At 70.5% G+C, this 12,856-nt stretch carries 13 protein-coding genes; 9 read left to right on the top strand and 4 right to left on the bottom strand.

What is annotated here, in order from left to right:
* The first annotated feature begins 201 nt into the window (after positions 1-201).
* Both ACIBJF_RS38280 and ACIBJF_RS38275 read left to right on the top strand, forming a co-directional pair.
* Entirely contained in the window at positions 202-702 is a 501-nt protein-coding gene (locus ACIBJF_RS38280) for a hypothetical protein (RefSeq protein WP_399180952.1), read from the top strand.
* A gap of 661 nt (positions 703-1,363) precedes the next feature.
* A complete protein-coding gene (locus ACIBJF_RS38275; RefSeq protein ID WP_399180950.1) occupies positions 1,364-1,876 on the top strand; it encodes a hypothetical protein in 513 nt (170 codons plus the stop codon).
* Between the two features lie 414 nt (positions 1,877-2,290).
* Here the strand turns inward: ACIBJF_RS38275 and ACIBJF_RS38270 are convergent, their stop codons facing one another.
* Entirely contained in the window at positions 2,291-3,511 is a 1,221-nt protein-coding gene (locus ACIBJF_RS38270) for a hypothetical protein (protein ID WP_399180948.1), read from the bottom strand.
* A 448-nt stretch (positions 3,512-3,959) separates the two neighbouring features.
* Between ACIBJF_RS38270 and ACIBJF_RS38265 the strand changes: the two genes are divergently transcribed.
* Positions 3,960-4,853 carry a replication-relaxation family protein gene (locus tag ACIBJF_RS38265; RefSeq protein WP_399180947.1) on the top strand — a complete coding sequence of 298 codons (894 nt, stop codon included), beginning with the start codon at positions 3,960-3,962 and terminating at the stop codon, positions 4,851-4,853.
* Positions 4,854-4,966: 113 nt separating this feature from the next.
* On the opposite strand, the gene ACIBJF_RS38260 is transcribed toward ACIBJF_RS38265, so the two are convergent.
* Entirely contained in the window at positions 4,967-5,836 is an 870-nt protein-coding gene (locus tag ACIBJF_RS38260; protein ID WP_399180945.1) for an ATP/GTP-binding protein, read from the bottom strand.
* Positions 5,830-6,267, bottom strand: a complete 438-nt coding sequence (locus ACIBJF_RS38255; protein WP_399180943.1) for a hypothetical protein — start codon at positions 6,265-6,267, stop codon at positions 5,830-5,832. Before ACIBJF_RS38255 ends, ACIBJF_RS38260 begins: the two co-directional genes overlap by 7 nt.
* A 530-nt stretch (positions 6,268-6,797) precedes the next feature.
* On the opposite strand from ACIBJF_RS38255, the gene ACIBJF_RS38250 reads away from it, so the two are divergent.
* Complete coding sequence (locus ACIBJF_RS38250) at positions 6,798-7,148, top strand: hypothetical protein (RefSeq protein ID WP_399180941.1); 351 nt, start codon at positions 6,798-6,800, stop codon at positions 7,146-7,148.
* Positions 7,149-7,559: 411 nt separating this feature from the next.
* Here the strand turns inward: ACIBJF_RS38250 and ACIBJF_RS38245 are convergent, their stop codons facing one another.
* Positions 7,560-8,909: a hypothetical protein gene (locus ACIBJF_RS38245; protein WP_399180939.1), complete on the bottom strand. Its 1,350-nt coding sequence runs from the start codon at positions 8,907-8,909 to the stop codon at positions 7,560-7,562.
* 225 nt (positions 8,910-9,134) lie between these two features.
* Between ACIBJF_RS38245 and ACIBJF_RS38240 the strand changes: the two genes are divergently transcribed.
* The 5 genes from ACIBJF_RS38240 to tgmC all read left to right on the top strand — a co-directional run bounded on the left by ACIBJF_RS38240 (position 9,135) and on the right by tgmC (position 12,410).
* Complete coding sequence (locus tag ACIBJF_RS38240; RefSeq protein WP_399180937.1) at positions 9,135-9,554, top strand: ATP-binding protein; 420 nt, start codon at positions 9,135-9,137, stop codon at positions 9,552-9,554.
* Complete coding sequence (locus tag ACIBJF_RS38235) at positions 9,551-9,928, top strand: hypothetical protein (protein WP_399180936.1); 378 nt, start codon at positions 9,551-9,553, stop codon at positions 9,926-9,928. The genes ACIBJF_RS38240 and ACIBJF_RS38235 overlap by 4 nt, the downstream gene beginning before the upstream one ends.
* 126 nt (positions 9,929-10,054) lie before the next feature.
* The gene (tgmA, locus tag ACIBJF_RS38230) at positions 10,055-10,351 is read left to right on the top strand and encodes a putative ATP-grasp-modified RiPP (RefSeq protein WP_399180934.1); all 297 of its coding nucleotides are present in this window, start codon (positions 10,055-10,057) and stop codon (positions 10,349-10,351) included.
* On the top strand, positions 10,348-11,295 hold the full coding sequence (tgmB, locus tag ACIBJF_RS38225) for an ATP-grasp ribosomal peptide maturase (RefSeq protein WP_399180932.1): 948 nt from the start codon (positions 10,348-10,350) through the stop codon (positions 11,293-11,295). The genes tgmA and tgmB overlap by 4 nt, the downstream gene beginning before the upstream one ends.
* On the top strand, positions 11,292-12,410 hold the full coding sequence (gene tgmC / locus ACIBJF_RS38220; protein ID WP_399180930.1) for an ATP-grasp peptide maturase system methyltransferase: 1,119 nt from the start codon (positions 11,292-11,294) through the stop codon (positions 12,408-12,410). The genes tgmB and tgmC overlap by 4 nt, the downstream gene beginning before the upstream one ends.
* The last annotated feature ends 446 nt before the right edge of the window (positions 12,411-12,856 follow it).

Genomic DNA, 12,856 nt, shown 5'->3' with positions numbered 1-12,856 from the left:
CGCTCCGCGATCCGGGCGCAGGAATTCGCTCCGCGAATTCCTGAAAAGCGGCTGGCTAGGCCAGCCTGGCCGTCTCGTTTCTGCTTTTTCTTGGCTTGAATTCGGCGATACTGAGTCACCCTGCATGGATAAGATAAGAGTGTCTGAAGGAGCGGCAACTTCTCGGACTCATTCTCTCAGACGAACAAGGAGAAGAAATCCATGAAACTGAAGCCGGTTTCTCTCGACGTTTTCGCCGAGGCCCGGAACGAGGCGCACGTGGTGCTCGCGCGGGTGATGGCGCGTCTGGCGCCGGGTGAGCACGTCCTGCGGCTGGGGGTGGGCATGGACGGCCAGGAGCGGCCGTTGAGTGCCACCCTGCCGGTCACGGTGCAGGGCGAGGGCGGCTCGGAGGACCTGGTGGGCGTGGAGTCCCGATACTTCGACAACTTCGTTTTCCTGCTGGCTGTTGGGCTGGCTCAGACGCTGTGCTATGGCGTGATGTACCTGCGGTCCCCCGCGGTAGACGAGGGCGGCCCGGCCTGCACGGTCCAGGCGTGGAACCTGACGTGGGGTGTGCTGAACGAGTGTGAGGCCGCCCGTGCGGCCGAGTTGATCGGGGACCGTGAATCGGCCGCGTTCCTGGACGCGTTCGGCGTCCACACCAGCGCGGAGGAGGACGCCGAAGCGGTCTACCCGCCGGTGGCCTACACCGTCCTGTAGCAGCTGCGCGGGCCGGGATGGCTACCCGGCCTGCATCCGGCCCCAGTTGGCCCGCCTGGGGCGCGGGGGTGTCGGTGCGTGGATTCCCCGGCACCCCCGCACAAGCGGCGCGGAGCGTCGCGACTGAGAGGGGGGGGGGGGGGGGGCGGGGGGGGGCGCCCCCCCCCCCGGCGGCGGGGGGGGGGGGCCCCCCCGCCCCGGGGGGGGGGGGGTGGCGGGCCCCCCCCCGGGGGGGGGGGGGGGGGGGCTGGGGCCCCCCCCCCCCCCCCCGCGGGGGGGGGGGGGCGGGCGCGGGGGGGGGGGGGGGGCCCGGCCGGGCCCCCCCCCCCCCCTCTCTTCGCATCGCGTAGCGATGCCACCGCCCGCCTTTTTCGGGCGTGCGAAGCACGCCCGGTCTTTTCCGCCGCGTAGCGGCGGCGCGTCGCGTCTGCGGAGCAGACCGCGCGCAAAATAAGGAGATGAATAAAGAGGAAATTGGGATTGCGCGCTGGGTGATTTATGTTTTGGGGCTGGCGGGGAACGGCGGATCCGGTGGGTCGGCAAACCCGGGCCGGAAATTCCCCGCCAGCGTTGCCTCTTCTCTCAGACGAGGTGCTTCTATCGTAGGGGACATCTGGATCACGTGGGGCGGTGCTGCGCCCTGCCGGAGGGAGGCGTGGGAGTGGCTGTGTCGGGTGCCGGGGACGATGGGCTGCGCCGGGTGCATGAGGGCCGGTGGGTCGTCAGCCGTGCCTGGATTGGGGAGTTGACGGGTGCGTCGGCGGCCACCCTGGCCCGCTGGTACGCCCAGCGCCTTCAGCAGCCCGAGGAGCGGCGGCATCCAGAGGTGGTGTGCACGGTGGGCCGCACCCACTACTTCGACCAGCAAGCGGTGGAGGCCTTCTGGGCCGCGTGGCAGGAAGACGTCGGCACCGGGCTACTCGGGGCGGCCGGCCGAAGGCGCGGGGATGGGCGCGGCGCCAACGGCGGCGGGCCCGGCCGCGAGCAGCGTGGGAAGGCGGTAGCGGTGGCTCTGCAGGCGCTGCGCCAGGCCGGTGGGTACCACCGCGGCCTCGCCGCGCAACTGGCGCGCGAGCACGGTGGTGTCTCCCGTACCTGGCAACGCGCCGTCAATGAGGCCCGCATCCAGTACGAGGCCGAGCAGGGTGAGGGAGCCGCCAGCGCGCCGTCGTGACGACCGGGTTGTGATCACCTCCCACTACGCCCTGCCCGCCGGCTGCTCCGTTCCCTGTTCGCCGCGCAGGGGATCGGCGTCGAGCGCGGAGGCCTGGCCGACGCGCAACGACACCCTCGAGGGCGTCCGATCCCCCCGGCAGCGCGCCCGCCCGTCCCCGCCCGCCCTTTCCTTCCTTTTCCTGTCTAGGCTGGGCGCGGGGGTGCGCAGAGGGGGATGTCGGGCTACCGACCACGTCAGAAGGGTCGTGGTGACCTGCGGTTATGCCGCGAATCGCCAGATGGGCGCGGGCAGTTGTCAGACGGGTTGTCGGCGGGGTTATCGGAGCGGTTGCCGGGCGGGGTTGTTGCATCGTGGTCGGTGGGGGCCGCCTGTGAGCATGGCGATCGTGAGTTCGGTGCGCGGTTTACGGCGTTAGCGCCACGGAAGCGCTTTGTCGAGCGGGCTGGCAACGCGAGTGGCTACATCACTGCCAGCGACGAAGGTGAGCGCTCCGGCGACTACCAGCGTCCAGCGAAGGCTGCTCGCCAGCGCGGGCTGCTGCGCCACGGCTGGAATCAGAGGCAGCAGGACGCCGCTGGCTATGAGCACCACCGCCGGCCAAGCCCGCGACACCACGCGACGCACCAGTCGACGCTGTGCCACCTGTTCAGGCGCGTTGTCCAACAATGCGCCACGCTCTCCAGCGGCCAACGCATCGGCGGCTGCCAGCAAGGAGGCGACCAGCGGATTTGCATCACGCGGGTGATCCACCAATGTTAGGGGCATTTGGTGGGCACGGTAGACCGCTGCTACCCGGAGCGCGTCTTGCCGCAGGGCGCGGCGTATGTGGTGGGGTGCCCGGTAGGGCAACGTCAGATCGCGTTCCGCCATGTAGGCCAGGTGCTCCAAGTCGCGGCAAAGCGAGCGGCATCGCGTGGGGGTCAGACGGCGACGGGTTCGTGCGTGTATCTCGGCAGCGGTCGCCACTGTCTGGAGGAGGAGGCGGTCGGTCGGCCGGCAGCGCCCGGCGATCCGACGAGGTAGGGGTTGCTCGAACAGGACAACGGCAGCCAGGGTGATCAATAAGACGCCGGTGACGTAGTAGTAGCCGACCCAGTAATGCCACCAGGCGGTGTGCGGGGTGATGAGGGAGAAAGGGATCTGCACGGTGGCGGCGGAGAAGCCAGGCAAGGCAGATGCCACAGCCAGACGGCGGCCGCGGGAATAGCTGACGACAGGCAAACGGCGTGCCCGGGCGACTACGACGTTGCAGATGACCGCCGTCGTCATTCCGAAGATCAGCGCCGTGGGCGAGTCGATCACGGCTGGAGGCTGTGCACCTGGTGGTGTCGGAGGTGGCGGTACATAGTCCGCTGCTGCATTACGGATGCTGGTGACGAACGCAGCGATCGTGAACGGAAGGAGGAAAACGATGGCATTCACTCGGATCCGTCGCATAGCGACGGCTTCGGTCCCGCGCAGTCGCAGCGAGGCGAACAGCAACGCCCTACGCCGAGCACCGTCGACACCCACTGCGTCGCTCGGCAGAAGATCGAAGAAGCCGAGATCTTCCTGAATCGCTCGCGTCAGGACCCGTCGCCCCGGCGACGATACGACCCACCGCCGCAACCGACTCCATTGCTCCCCCAGCACCGCAACACCCTACAAGCCCCTACTGGTTGGGCAAACACAGCGGCGCACACTCGTCAGAACACTGAGGCCATGCTGTGTGGCCGCGCGGAGGCGCCGCCGAAGCGCAACACTCCACAGCCCCGCCCCGATCCGCCGGCCGCGCGCCGCAGCCGCAGCCCGTCCCTCCCCCCTCTCCTTCCTTTTCTGTCTGTGGTGACACGGGGGTGTGCGGAGGGGACGTCGGGCTGCCGACCAGGGCCTGGTGGGCGCCACGCCCCAGACACGCGCACACAGCGGTCGGACGGGATATCGGCCTGGATGTCGGACCGATCAGGGCCCCCTTGTCGCATCGTGACCATGGTCGGGCCTTGATGGTCGGTGGTCGGGTCGGGGCCGGCTGATGGCCTGCGCCGTACACGCGGCACCCAACAAGGGATGGTGCCGCCCCGTACGCGAGGAGCACTCGGCGATGACCGATGTCGACGCAGGCGGCCGTGACCGGCTGGCACTGGCGGTACTGACCCAATACCGAATGGCCACCAGCGAGCAGATGCACCTGATCCTCTCCCCCGATGTACGCACCGAGCAGACGAGGCGCCGGCTGATGAAGCTGCGCGCCGAGGGGCTCATTGACCGGGTCACGCTGCCCCAGGCTGGGCGCCTGCGGGTCTGGCACCCCACTCAGTACGGGGCGCAGGTCGCGTCCGAGTGGCCCGAGCTGCGCGGCCGACGGCCGCCGAAAACGGCGACGGACCCGACCGCCGTGCGCCTGGCCGTCGGGCACGCCCTCACGGTGACCAAGACGGGACTGCAGTTCCTCCAGGACGCCCGCAAGCGTGGTGACCTGTGCCAGCCGCTGGACTGGCTCCCCGAGGTCTACCACCCCCTCGGCGCCGGCGAGGCCGTCATCCCCGACGCCCTCCTCTACTACCGCAGCCGCGACACGGACAGCGGCACCGGCGGGTCGATGATGCGGGCGTTCGTAGAGGTCGACCGGGCCACCATGGGACCCGAGCGCCTGGCCGCCAAGCTCGGCAACTACGGCCGGCTTCACCGGTATGTGCCGACACCCATCGGGCGGCGGCTGACGCTCGAGCCCCTGCAGGAGGAGTGGCGGCGCCGGTATCACCTCTTCCCGCGGCTGCTGTTCGTCCTGGACGGCACCGGCCCGGCCGGCATCGACACACGCGTACGCGCCCTGCATGCCGCCACCGCGGATCCGGCCCTGACCGCCCTCCTGCACGACGTCCCTGTACTCGTGGCACCCCTGGTCGACATCCTGCAGCACGGTCCCTCAGCACCCGTCTGGCGTCCCGTCCAGGACCCCGACAGGCGGGTCCGCTGGACCGATCCCCGCCGCTAGCCCCGCCGTTGTCGGGGCGCCTGGCACGTCCAGGACCCCGACCACGACGTCCCAGACCCCCACCACAGGCCCGACCATCGCAGGTCATAGCGCTGCGCGCGGGGCAATCGGGGCTACTGGTTCACGACTTGGGCTTCGCTCACGTGAACGCCGAGGGTGCTGGTGCGGGTCTCGGTCCACTGCCCGGCATCGGTCTGGTTGCCGTCCACGTGCCAGGTGATGGTCCAGGTGGATGTGGCGGTGAGCGGGAAGCGGCCGTCAGGTGTGCTCGGGGTGGTGGCGTAGAGGTGGCCGCAGTCCGGCGATGCGGCCTTGCCCGCGGACGCGGTGTACGGCGTGCCGGGGCCGGTGCACACCACAGGGGATGTCCTGTCGCCCATGTTCCAGCTGACGGAGGAGACCTTCGCCGTGGCTGTCACCGTCACCCCGCCGGCCGTTGCCCTGGCGCTCTGCGGCCCGTACGTCGTCGGCGTCTGGTCCACCCACATCCACATCGGCATCCCGACCAGGTACCGGCCGGCTGCGCGCGGGCTGGCGATGTCCGGGCCGCGCAGCGCCATCGAGTCGGCCGCGCGGCGGGCCAGCATCTGAGGGTCCACCGCGGGCTGCGCCGGGGCCGCGCCGTCCGGGATCCAGACCACACCGAACCGTCCGGTGTCACACCACACCTGGTAGACCGCGCCCTTGCCGCCCCTCCTCTTGCCGTCCTGCATGGCCAGGTTGTTGGCCGGGGGCTGGGGGGTGAGCTTGCTGTAGGTGCACTTCGGGGTGCCCGAGCCGCCCTGGCTGTGGTGCGCGGCGGGCGGCCCCGAGCCGCCGGAGCCGGGCGTGGAGGAGGTTGCCGCGGCGCAGACGGTGACGACCACGTTGGATCCGCCGCAGTCCGGGTCGGCCGAGCTGTGACCGTCGGCGGCGGCCGGGACGGTCAGTGCTCCCAGTAGGGCGGCAGTCCCGGCCGCGGTGGCGACGACACGGCTCAGCATGTCCGGTCCCCGTGCGGGGTGTACTGCGTCACCATCCACCGGCCGCCGTCCCACCGCTCCACACGTGCCGTCGCCTGATAGCGCCGCGGCTGGTCGGACGGCAGTGCGATCGCCTGGCCGGTCTTGAGGTGCTTCTCCTGCCAGTGGGCCAGATCCAGGCAGTCCGTCACGGTCGCGGTCGGTGTCGAGGCGTGCAGGTCCAGCGCGGTCACCTTGGGGGTGTGCCCGAGGCTGCCGGTGGCGACGACGCCCGAGCGGCGCATGTGGGCTAGATCCAGACGGAACGTCGCGAGCGCGTCCAGCGAGGCGTAGCGGGTGAGCTCAGCGCCCTGCTCCGACGCCTTGCCGTAGGCCTTCATCTGTTCCACCCACATCGCCCGGTAGGCCGCTAGCGCCCGGGCCCGCTCGGCGGCTTGCGGATCCGCCGGCACCGACGGGCTCGCCGAGGCGGCGGCACCAGTCGAGGACGCGGGCGTCGACGGTGCCGGTTTGTCATCCCCGCCAGAGCCGCATCCAGCCAACAGACCAGTGAGCGCCACGGCACCGCACAGTGCAGCGGCCCGCAGAGTCTGCGAGGTCACGCGCATACCTGCCCCCCAGTGATCACCATCAGGTCAGCCACCACCGTAACCACACCGGCACCCTCAGTCACAAGGCGATATCCAGCCCTGCCGCCCAGGCTCAGCGGCCCCTCGCGGTACGAGGCCCCCAGCCTCCCCGCTTACCGTGGGGGCCGTGACGATGCCGCCCGACCTGAGCCGGTGCCGGTGCCGGTGCCAGTTCGTGTCGTGCTGCCCGCCGATCCGGCGCTCGGGCATCCGCAGCAGGAGGTCCTCGCACGACTATGGAGGCGGCAGCAGACCGAGACGGGGTGGCTCAGGGAAGATTCCGTCCCCTCCGCGCCGGCCCGCCGCGCTCAGCACCTTCGTTCTCCCCCCTCCCCCGCTTCCAACCTCAGGAGTTGCCAGGCTGCGAACGCTGCGGCCCGCCCTGCGACCGGCCCGTCTACGCATTCCCGCCCGCCGCTTCACCGCCGGAATCGCGGCGCCGCCGCCCACCGCCAGCGAGGCGCTCGAAACCGAGGTTCGACACCGAGGAAGCCGTCGCCTACAACCGCAGCCGCGTCGCCACCGCCACCACCGTCGCCCTCTACCGCAGCGGCTATGTGCTGCCGATGCCCGACGGTCACCTGGACGACGCCGTGCACGCCCTGGACTTCCCCTACTCGGTGCCGAGCCCGGAGACCCGCGCCGCCATCCGTGCCGCGCTCGCCGTCCTGGAAGCCGACTACACCGTCACCGTCACCCACTGACCAGCCACCCGCCCTTACCTCCGGCCCACCCGCCACGGGCGGCCCGCGACGGAAGGAGACCTAGTGTTTCCGCCGCCGTGCTGGAAGACCTTGAGCAACACGGTCCCGCCCAGGCCGTGTGGATGCCTCTGGTCGGCGGTAAGCGCCGCCCATGGATGGACCTGTGAATCGCCTGCGCCGGCGATAGCTGTTGATCAGCCTGCCGCCCCAGGAGACCGGTCCTGGGGCGGCAGGCAGTTTTCCGAACCGTGGGGCCGCTTGCTTAGCGTCCTGCGATGCGCGCGCCATCGAACTGTCGTACGTGTGGGTGCAGCAGGGAGGATGCGGCACGCTCGCTGCCTGCGCCTGGGGGCCGTGTCGTGGGAGGTGCCTCCGGGGTTTGCCGACAGCTCCCCGGAGGCCCCCACATTTTCAGGCCTTGGCCGCAGCCACCTGCCGGACCCGCCCAGCGAGCTCCTTCACCGCGCGCGTCTTCGCGTACGGCGCCAGGTCCGTGCGCATCGTGGCGAAGTGGTCATCGCCGCGGACGGATGAGACGTGCTCGTACTCATCCAGGAACCGAGCCCACGACTCGCATGCGGCCTCCACATGCCCGTACCGCAGTTGGCGCTGCGCGAGGACCGCGTAGGCGTGGAGGCGGCCCTGCCGCTCCTGCGCGGGTTGCACGCGGATCGACTGCTTCATCGCCTCGATGCTGCCCGGCAGGTCGCCCTCTTCCATCAGCACGTGGGAGACGTGGAAGAGGTAGGCGGTCTGGTCGTAGCCGCCGATCGCATCGCGTCGGTTGTCAGCTTTGGCCAGCGCCGCCTCGGCATCGCGGAGTCGGGCATGGGCCTGACGCCGGTCCCCGACCATGGAGGCTGCGTGTGCCTGCTGTCCCCGCAGGAATGCCACCAGGCGGGGGCCGGCCGACGGTGCCGCCTCGGCCGCCGAGTCCGCCAACTGAAGTGCCATCCGGCCGTGTCGCAGGTTCGACGCTTGGAGGGACATGCCGCGTAGCGTGCGGCAGTAGGTGAGGTGGTCGCCCGCCTCGTCGGCGAGCTTCAGCGCCGTGGTGTAGTACGTCTGCCCCAGGCCGTGGGCCTTCTCGTACATGGCCATCCAGCCCGTCAGGTAGGTCAGGTCGGACGCGGCGGCGAGCATGTCCTGCTTCACCGGCTCGGAGGCCTGCGCCCTGAGCCACGGGCCGACGGTGTTGACGAGGAACGCCGCCGCCATGGGGCGCGCGTGGCCGGCGCCGAACTCGTCCAGGATGTCGGCGATCCGCTCCGTCATCGAGCGCACCGAGGCGACCTGGGAGGCGCCGATCCGGGTGGTGGCCTTGCCCGGGGTGACCGGGTCGTCGGCAGCCCGGGCGCTGCTGCTGAACGCAGGCACCGTCAGCGCGGCAGAGAACAAAGTCGCGGCCAGGACACTGCGACGGGATGGGTCCATATCCGCCCTTCCGAGGTCGATCAACTCCTCCACAGTGTCGACTGGTTCGGAGCCGTCTGCGGGGCGGGCGGGCTGAAGTCCTGCTTCCGCGTGAGTGACCGGTCGCCCTAAGCGGGCGGACAGCGCCTCAAGGATCAAAGGCCTGACCTCGGGTTTCGGTGGCGTACCGGCAATCCAGTGCGCGACGGCCGTCCGGTCGTACGTCAGTTGCAGTCCGGCCTGCGGGCCGAGCCTGTTGACTTGCTGCGCCAACTGCGTGCGCGTCCAGCGTGCCTGCTCAAGCAGCCTGTCCAAGGCTGGATTGGGCGTGCGCTTCCTCGTGGCCATGTCTCAACTCCCGACAGCTCCATGGCGTTCACGGTGTTCACGGTCGCACCTACCGCCCACGGTACCCGCAGACCGTGACCGCGCGATTACCTCTTACGAGTAAAGCGACTGATCTCGGCCTTGGGAGCAGCGGTGACGAGCGCACCACCCTTGAGAACTGGCTCGGCGACGCCGACAGGCGGCCCCCGCATAGAGCGTGGGCGCCCCCGCGTGGCCGAAGGCCTGATGAGTGTGTGCTTCTGCGTCTCCCCGGGCAGCAACGGGCGCGACGTCGCCGAGCCGGACGCCCGTCGCGTGCAGATGGCCCGCCGGGTCACCGCGGCCTGGCTGCGCTACTGCGGCCTGCCGGACCTGGTCGATGACGCTACGCTCATCGTGTCCGAGCTGGTCACCAACGCCGTCGTGCACGGCAGCGGATCACAGGTCACCCTCACCCTCGCGGTCCGTGACGGCTTCCTGCACCTCGCCGTGCATGACGAGACGCCCGGCGATTTCACGGTGCAGAACGCCGGCAGCGACGCCGAGCGCGGCCGCGGCCTGTTCCTCGTTGACCACCTTGCCGGCGCACACGGCGGCGGGTGGGGAACGAGCGATGAGGGGGCCACCACCTGGTGCCGCCTCGCCCTTGCCGGGACGTGCCAGTGAACACGCGAGATGCGTCCGCTGACCTCGAGGCGGCGCCCATCGACGCTGACCTGATCCCCCAGAGCTACAACACGGTGCTGCGGGCCACCGGGCACCTGCCGCAGGAGCAGCGAACGCGTCTGGCGGGGCTGCTGCGCGGGCGCGCCGGACTGCTCCTGTCCGAGGTCGAGGGCCAGATGCCGCACATGCGCGGCGAGTGGTGGCACACCGCGGAGCACGTCGTGCGCCGCACGCACAGCGCCCTCGGCGTCACCGTCGCCGAGTCGCGTCGGGCTGACCGCCTGGACGATCTGGCATCCCTGACTCGCTCACTCCTCACGCTGCACCAACAAGCGGCACCGCCGCGGCCGCTCACAAGCTCCGCCCGCTCCTGACCAGGCAGTCGGCACGGGCGGAAGTGCCGGCGCTGGGGTTCCCCCCTTGCGAGCCCCAGCGCCGGCCGCACGGTCCACGATCCGCCACCTGGGCGGGCCCACCACTTTCGACACGAAGGAGACAAGATGTTCGTCCACGCCGACCGCATGCCGACCAGCCCCGCGGTCCCGCAGGGCTTCGCCACCCATGTTCCTTGGGGCGTCGGCCGCATGGCCCCGTACCCGACCATGGCGCCGGACTTCGCGCGCGTCATGCTGGACCCGGCTACCCAGACCGCCGTGTTCTTCGACGCCTCCGGGCACGTCATGGAGGCGCCCGGGCACGGCACCAGCACCGGCACCGCCCCGGCCACGGGCACCAGCCCCGACGGACAAGGCCAGGGCAACACCGACTCCGACCAGGGCAGCGACAGCGACCAGTGAATGACTCGCGTCCGGTGCTGGTCGTCACCAGTCTGTACGACCCCACCGCCGACGTGGTGATACGCGAGCTGCACGACCGGGGCGTCCCGGTCGTGCGGTTCGACTCCGGGGACTTCCCCGCATCACTGTCGGTGGAGGCCGAGATCACCTCACACGGCGTGAAGGGGGTCATTCACACCTCGTCGCGCACCGCCGACCTGGCAGCCGTCCGCTCCCTCTACTACCGGCGACCCACAGGGTTCGCCTTCCCGCACCTGAGCGAGCAGGACGCACGGTTCGCCCTCACCCAGGCCCGGTACGGGCTCGGCGGGGTGCTGGCCTCCCTGCCCGGCTGCCTGTACGTCAACCACCCGCACCGCATCGGCGACACCGAGTTCAAACCGTCCGGGCTGGCCGCGGCCGCCGCTGCCGGGTTCTACGTGCCGCCCACGCTCATCACCTCGAGCCCGGACGCGGCCCGCGCCTTCATCAAGCGGCACGCCCCGGTCATTTACAAGCCGCTGTGGAACCCCGTCTACCTGATCGCCGGTGTCTCCTCCGTCGTGAAGGTCGCCGAGGTGACAGCCGAGGACATAGACGACCGCGTGGCCGGCACGGTGCACCTGTTCCAGCAGCTGGTGCCCAAGACGGCCGACGTGCGCGTGACCGTCATCGGCTCCCGCGTCTTCTGCGTCCGCATCGACTCAGACCTTCTGGACTGGCGCACCGACTACAGCCGGCTGACCTACACCCCGGTCGATCCGCCTCCCAGGATCGAACCGGCCCTTCACCGCTACATGGACCGCTTCGGGCTCCTCTTCGGCGCTTTCGACTTCTGCGTCGGTGAGGACGGGCGATGGTGGTTCCTGGAGTGCAACCCTTCCGGCCAGTGGTACTGGCTGGAAACCGAGACCGGCCTGCCGATGCTCGCCGCCCTGGCAGACCTGTTGGAGAGGACGACGTGACCGATCAGGCCCTGCTGCACAAGCAGCTCATCGACACACTGACTGCCCATGGCAGCCTGCGCACCGAGCCGTGGAAACGCGCGGCCGAGACGGTCCCCCGGCACGAGTTCCTGCGCGGCGGGTTCTTCCGCCGCGTCGAGGGCGCCGTGCCGGCGGCGTGGGCGCCGGTCCTGGACGACGACCCGGGATGGCTCAAGGCCTGCTACACGGACGAGTCACTGGTGACACAGATCGCCGGAACGATCGCGCCTGCGGACATCCGGGGCCAGATCATGCGTCAGCCAACGAGCTCCAGCACCTTGCCCTCCCTCGTCCTGCGGATGCTGGAAGCCCTCCACGTCGAGCCGGAGGCACGGGTGCTGGAGATCGGCACCGGCACCGGCTACTCCACTGCGCTGTTACGCGCGCGCCTCGGGGATGAGCGTGTCACCTCCATCGAGTACGACCAGGACGTGGCCTCTCGGGCACGCGCCGTCCTCGCCCGGCTCGGCATGTATCCCACCCTCGTCACCGGTGACGGCCTGCTCGGCTACGAGGAGGGCGCACCATACGACAGGGTCATCGCCACGTGCGGAGTGCGCACGCTGCCCGCAGCGTGGATCGAGCAGACCCGGCCCGGCGGCATCATCCTGGCGACCGTCGGCGGCTGGCTCGCAGCATCCGAGCTGGCGCGGCTCACGGTCCACGACGACGGCACGGCATCGGGCCCGCTGCTGGGCGGGCAGGTCAGTTTCATGCTCGCCCGCCCGCAACTGCCGCCCCCGCTCGGTCTCCTGCCCGATCTCAACGCGGGCGTGGAGCGGGAAGCCATCATCGGCGCCGACGTCCTGGACGACTGGACGACGCGGTTCGTCGTGCAGGCCGCCGTACCGGACGCGCAGCGTCTGACCCTCACGCAGGACGGACAAGAGCAGCACGTCCTGGTCGACGTCGACTCCGGCTCCTGGGCGGCCCTACACGAACAGCATGGCCGCTGGACCGTCCGTCAGGACGGCCCCGTTCTGCTGTGGGACGCCGTCGAGGACCAACTCGGCCGCTGGCGCGCCAGTGGTGCGCCGACGCTGGAGCACTTCACCGTCCACCTCACCCCCCAAGGGCAGACCATCCGCTGGTAGACCCTCCCGGAACGGCCCCGCCTGTCTGCCTCCCCCCCTGGCGGACGGGCGGGGCTTCCTGCTGCCTCCGACCACCCCGCCACGGATCGGCCCCGCCCAGGCCGCAGACCGGCAGCCTCGCTCATTGTGCAGTCCGGCAGGTTTCGCGACCTTGTGATGGGCGACGGCCTCCACCTCCAGCGCTTCAGCAAATCCTCAACGACCGAGGGTGCAATGACCTGGCCGACTGGCGCCCCCAACACCGGGTGCCTGCTGCCGAAATACTTCAAGGCGCCGTGGGAGGACGTCTACCATCGCTACCGTGGCTCCGCCGTCGTACGGGCTGGCGGCCGATGACTGGCCTGACCCGGACAGCCCGCCCCCGCTGCGCGCCTGGCTCCGCCTGGTCGCGGACTGACGGTGGCGCACCATGAACGGCCCCGTGCGATAGAGGCGCTCGGGGGCCG

Source organism: Streptomyces sp. NPDC050743 (genome assembly GCF_044456925.1).
In the GTDB taxonomy this organism is placed as follows: Bacteria; Actinomycetota; Actinomycetes; order Streptomycetales; family Streptomycetaceae; genus Streptomyces.
The sequence above is the reverse complement of the archived record's forward strand: the minus strand, read 5'-3'. Positions and strand labels throughout refer to the sequence as shown.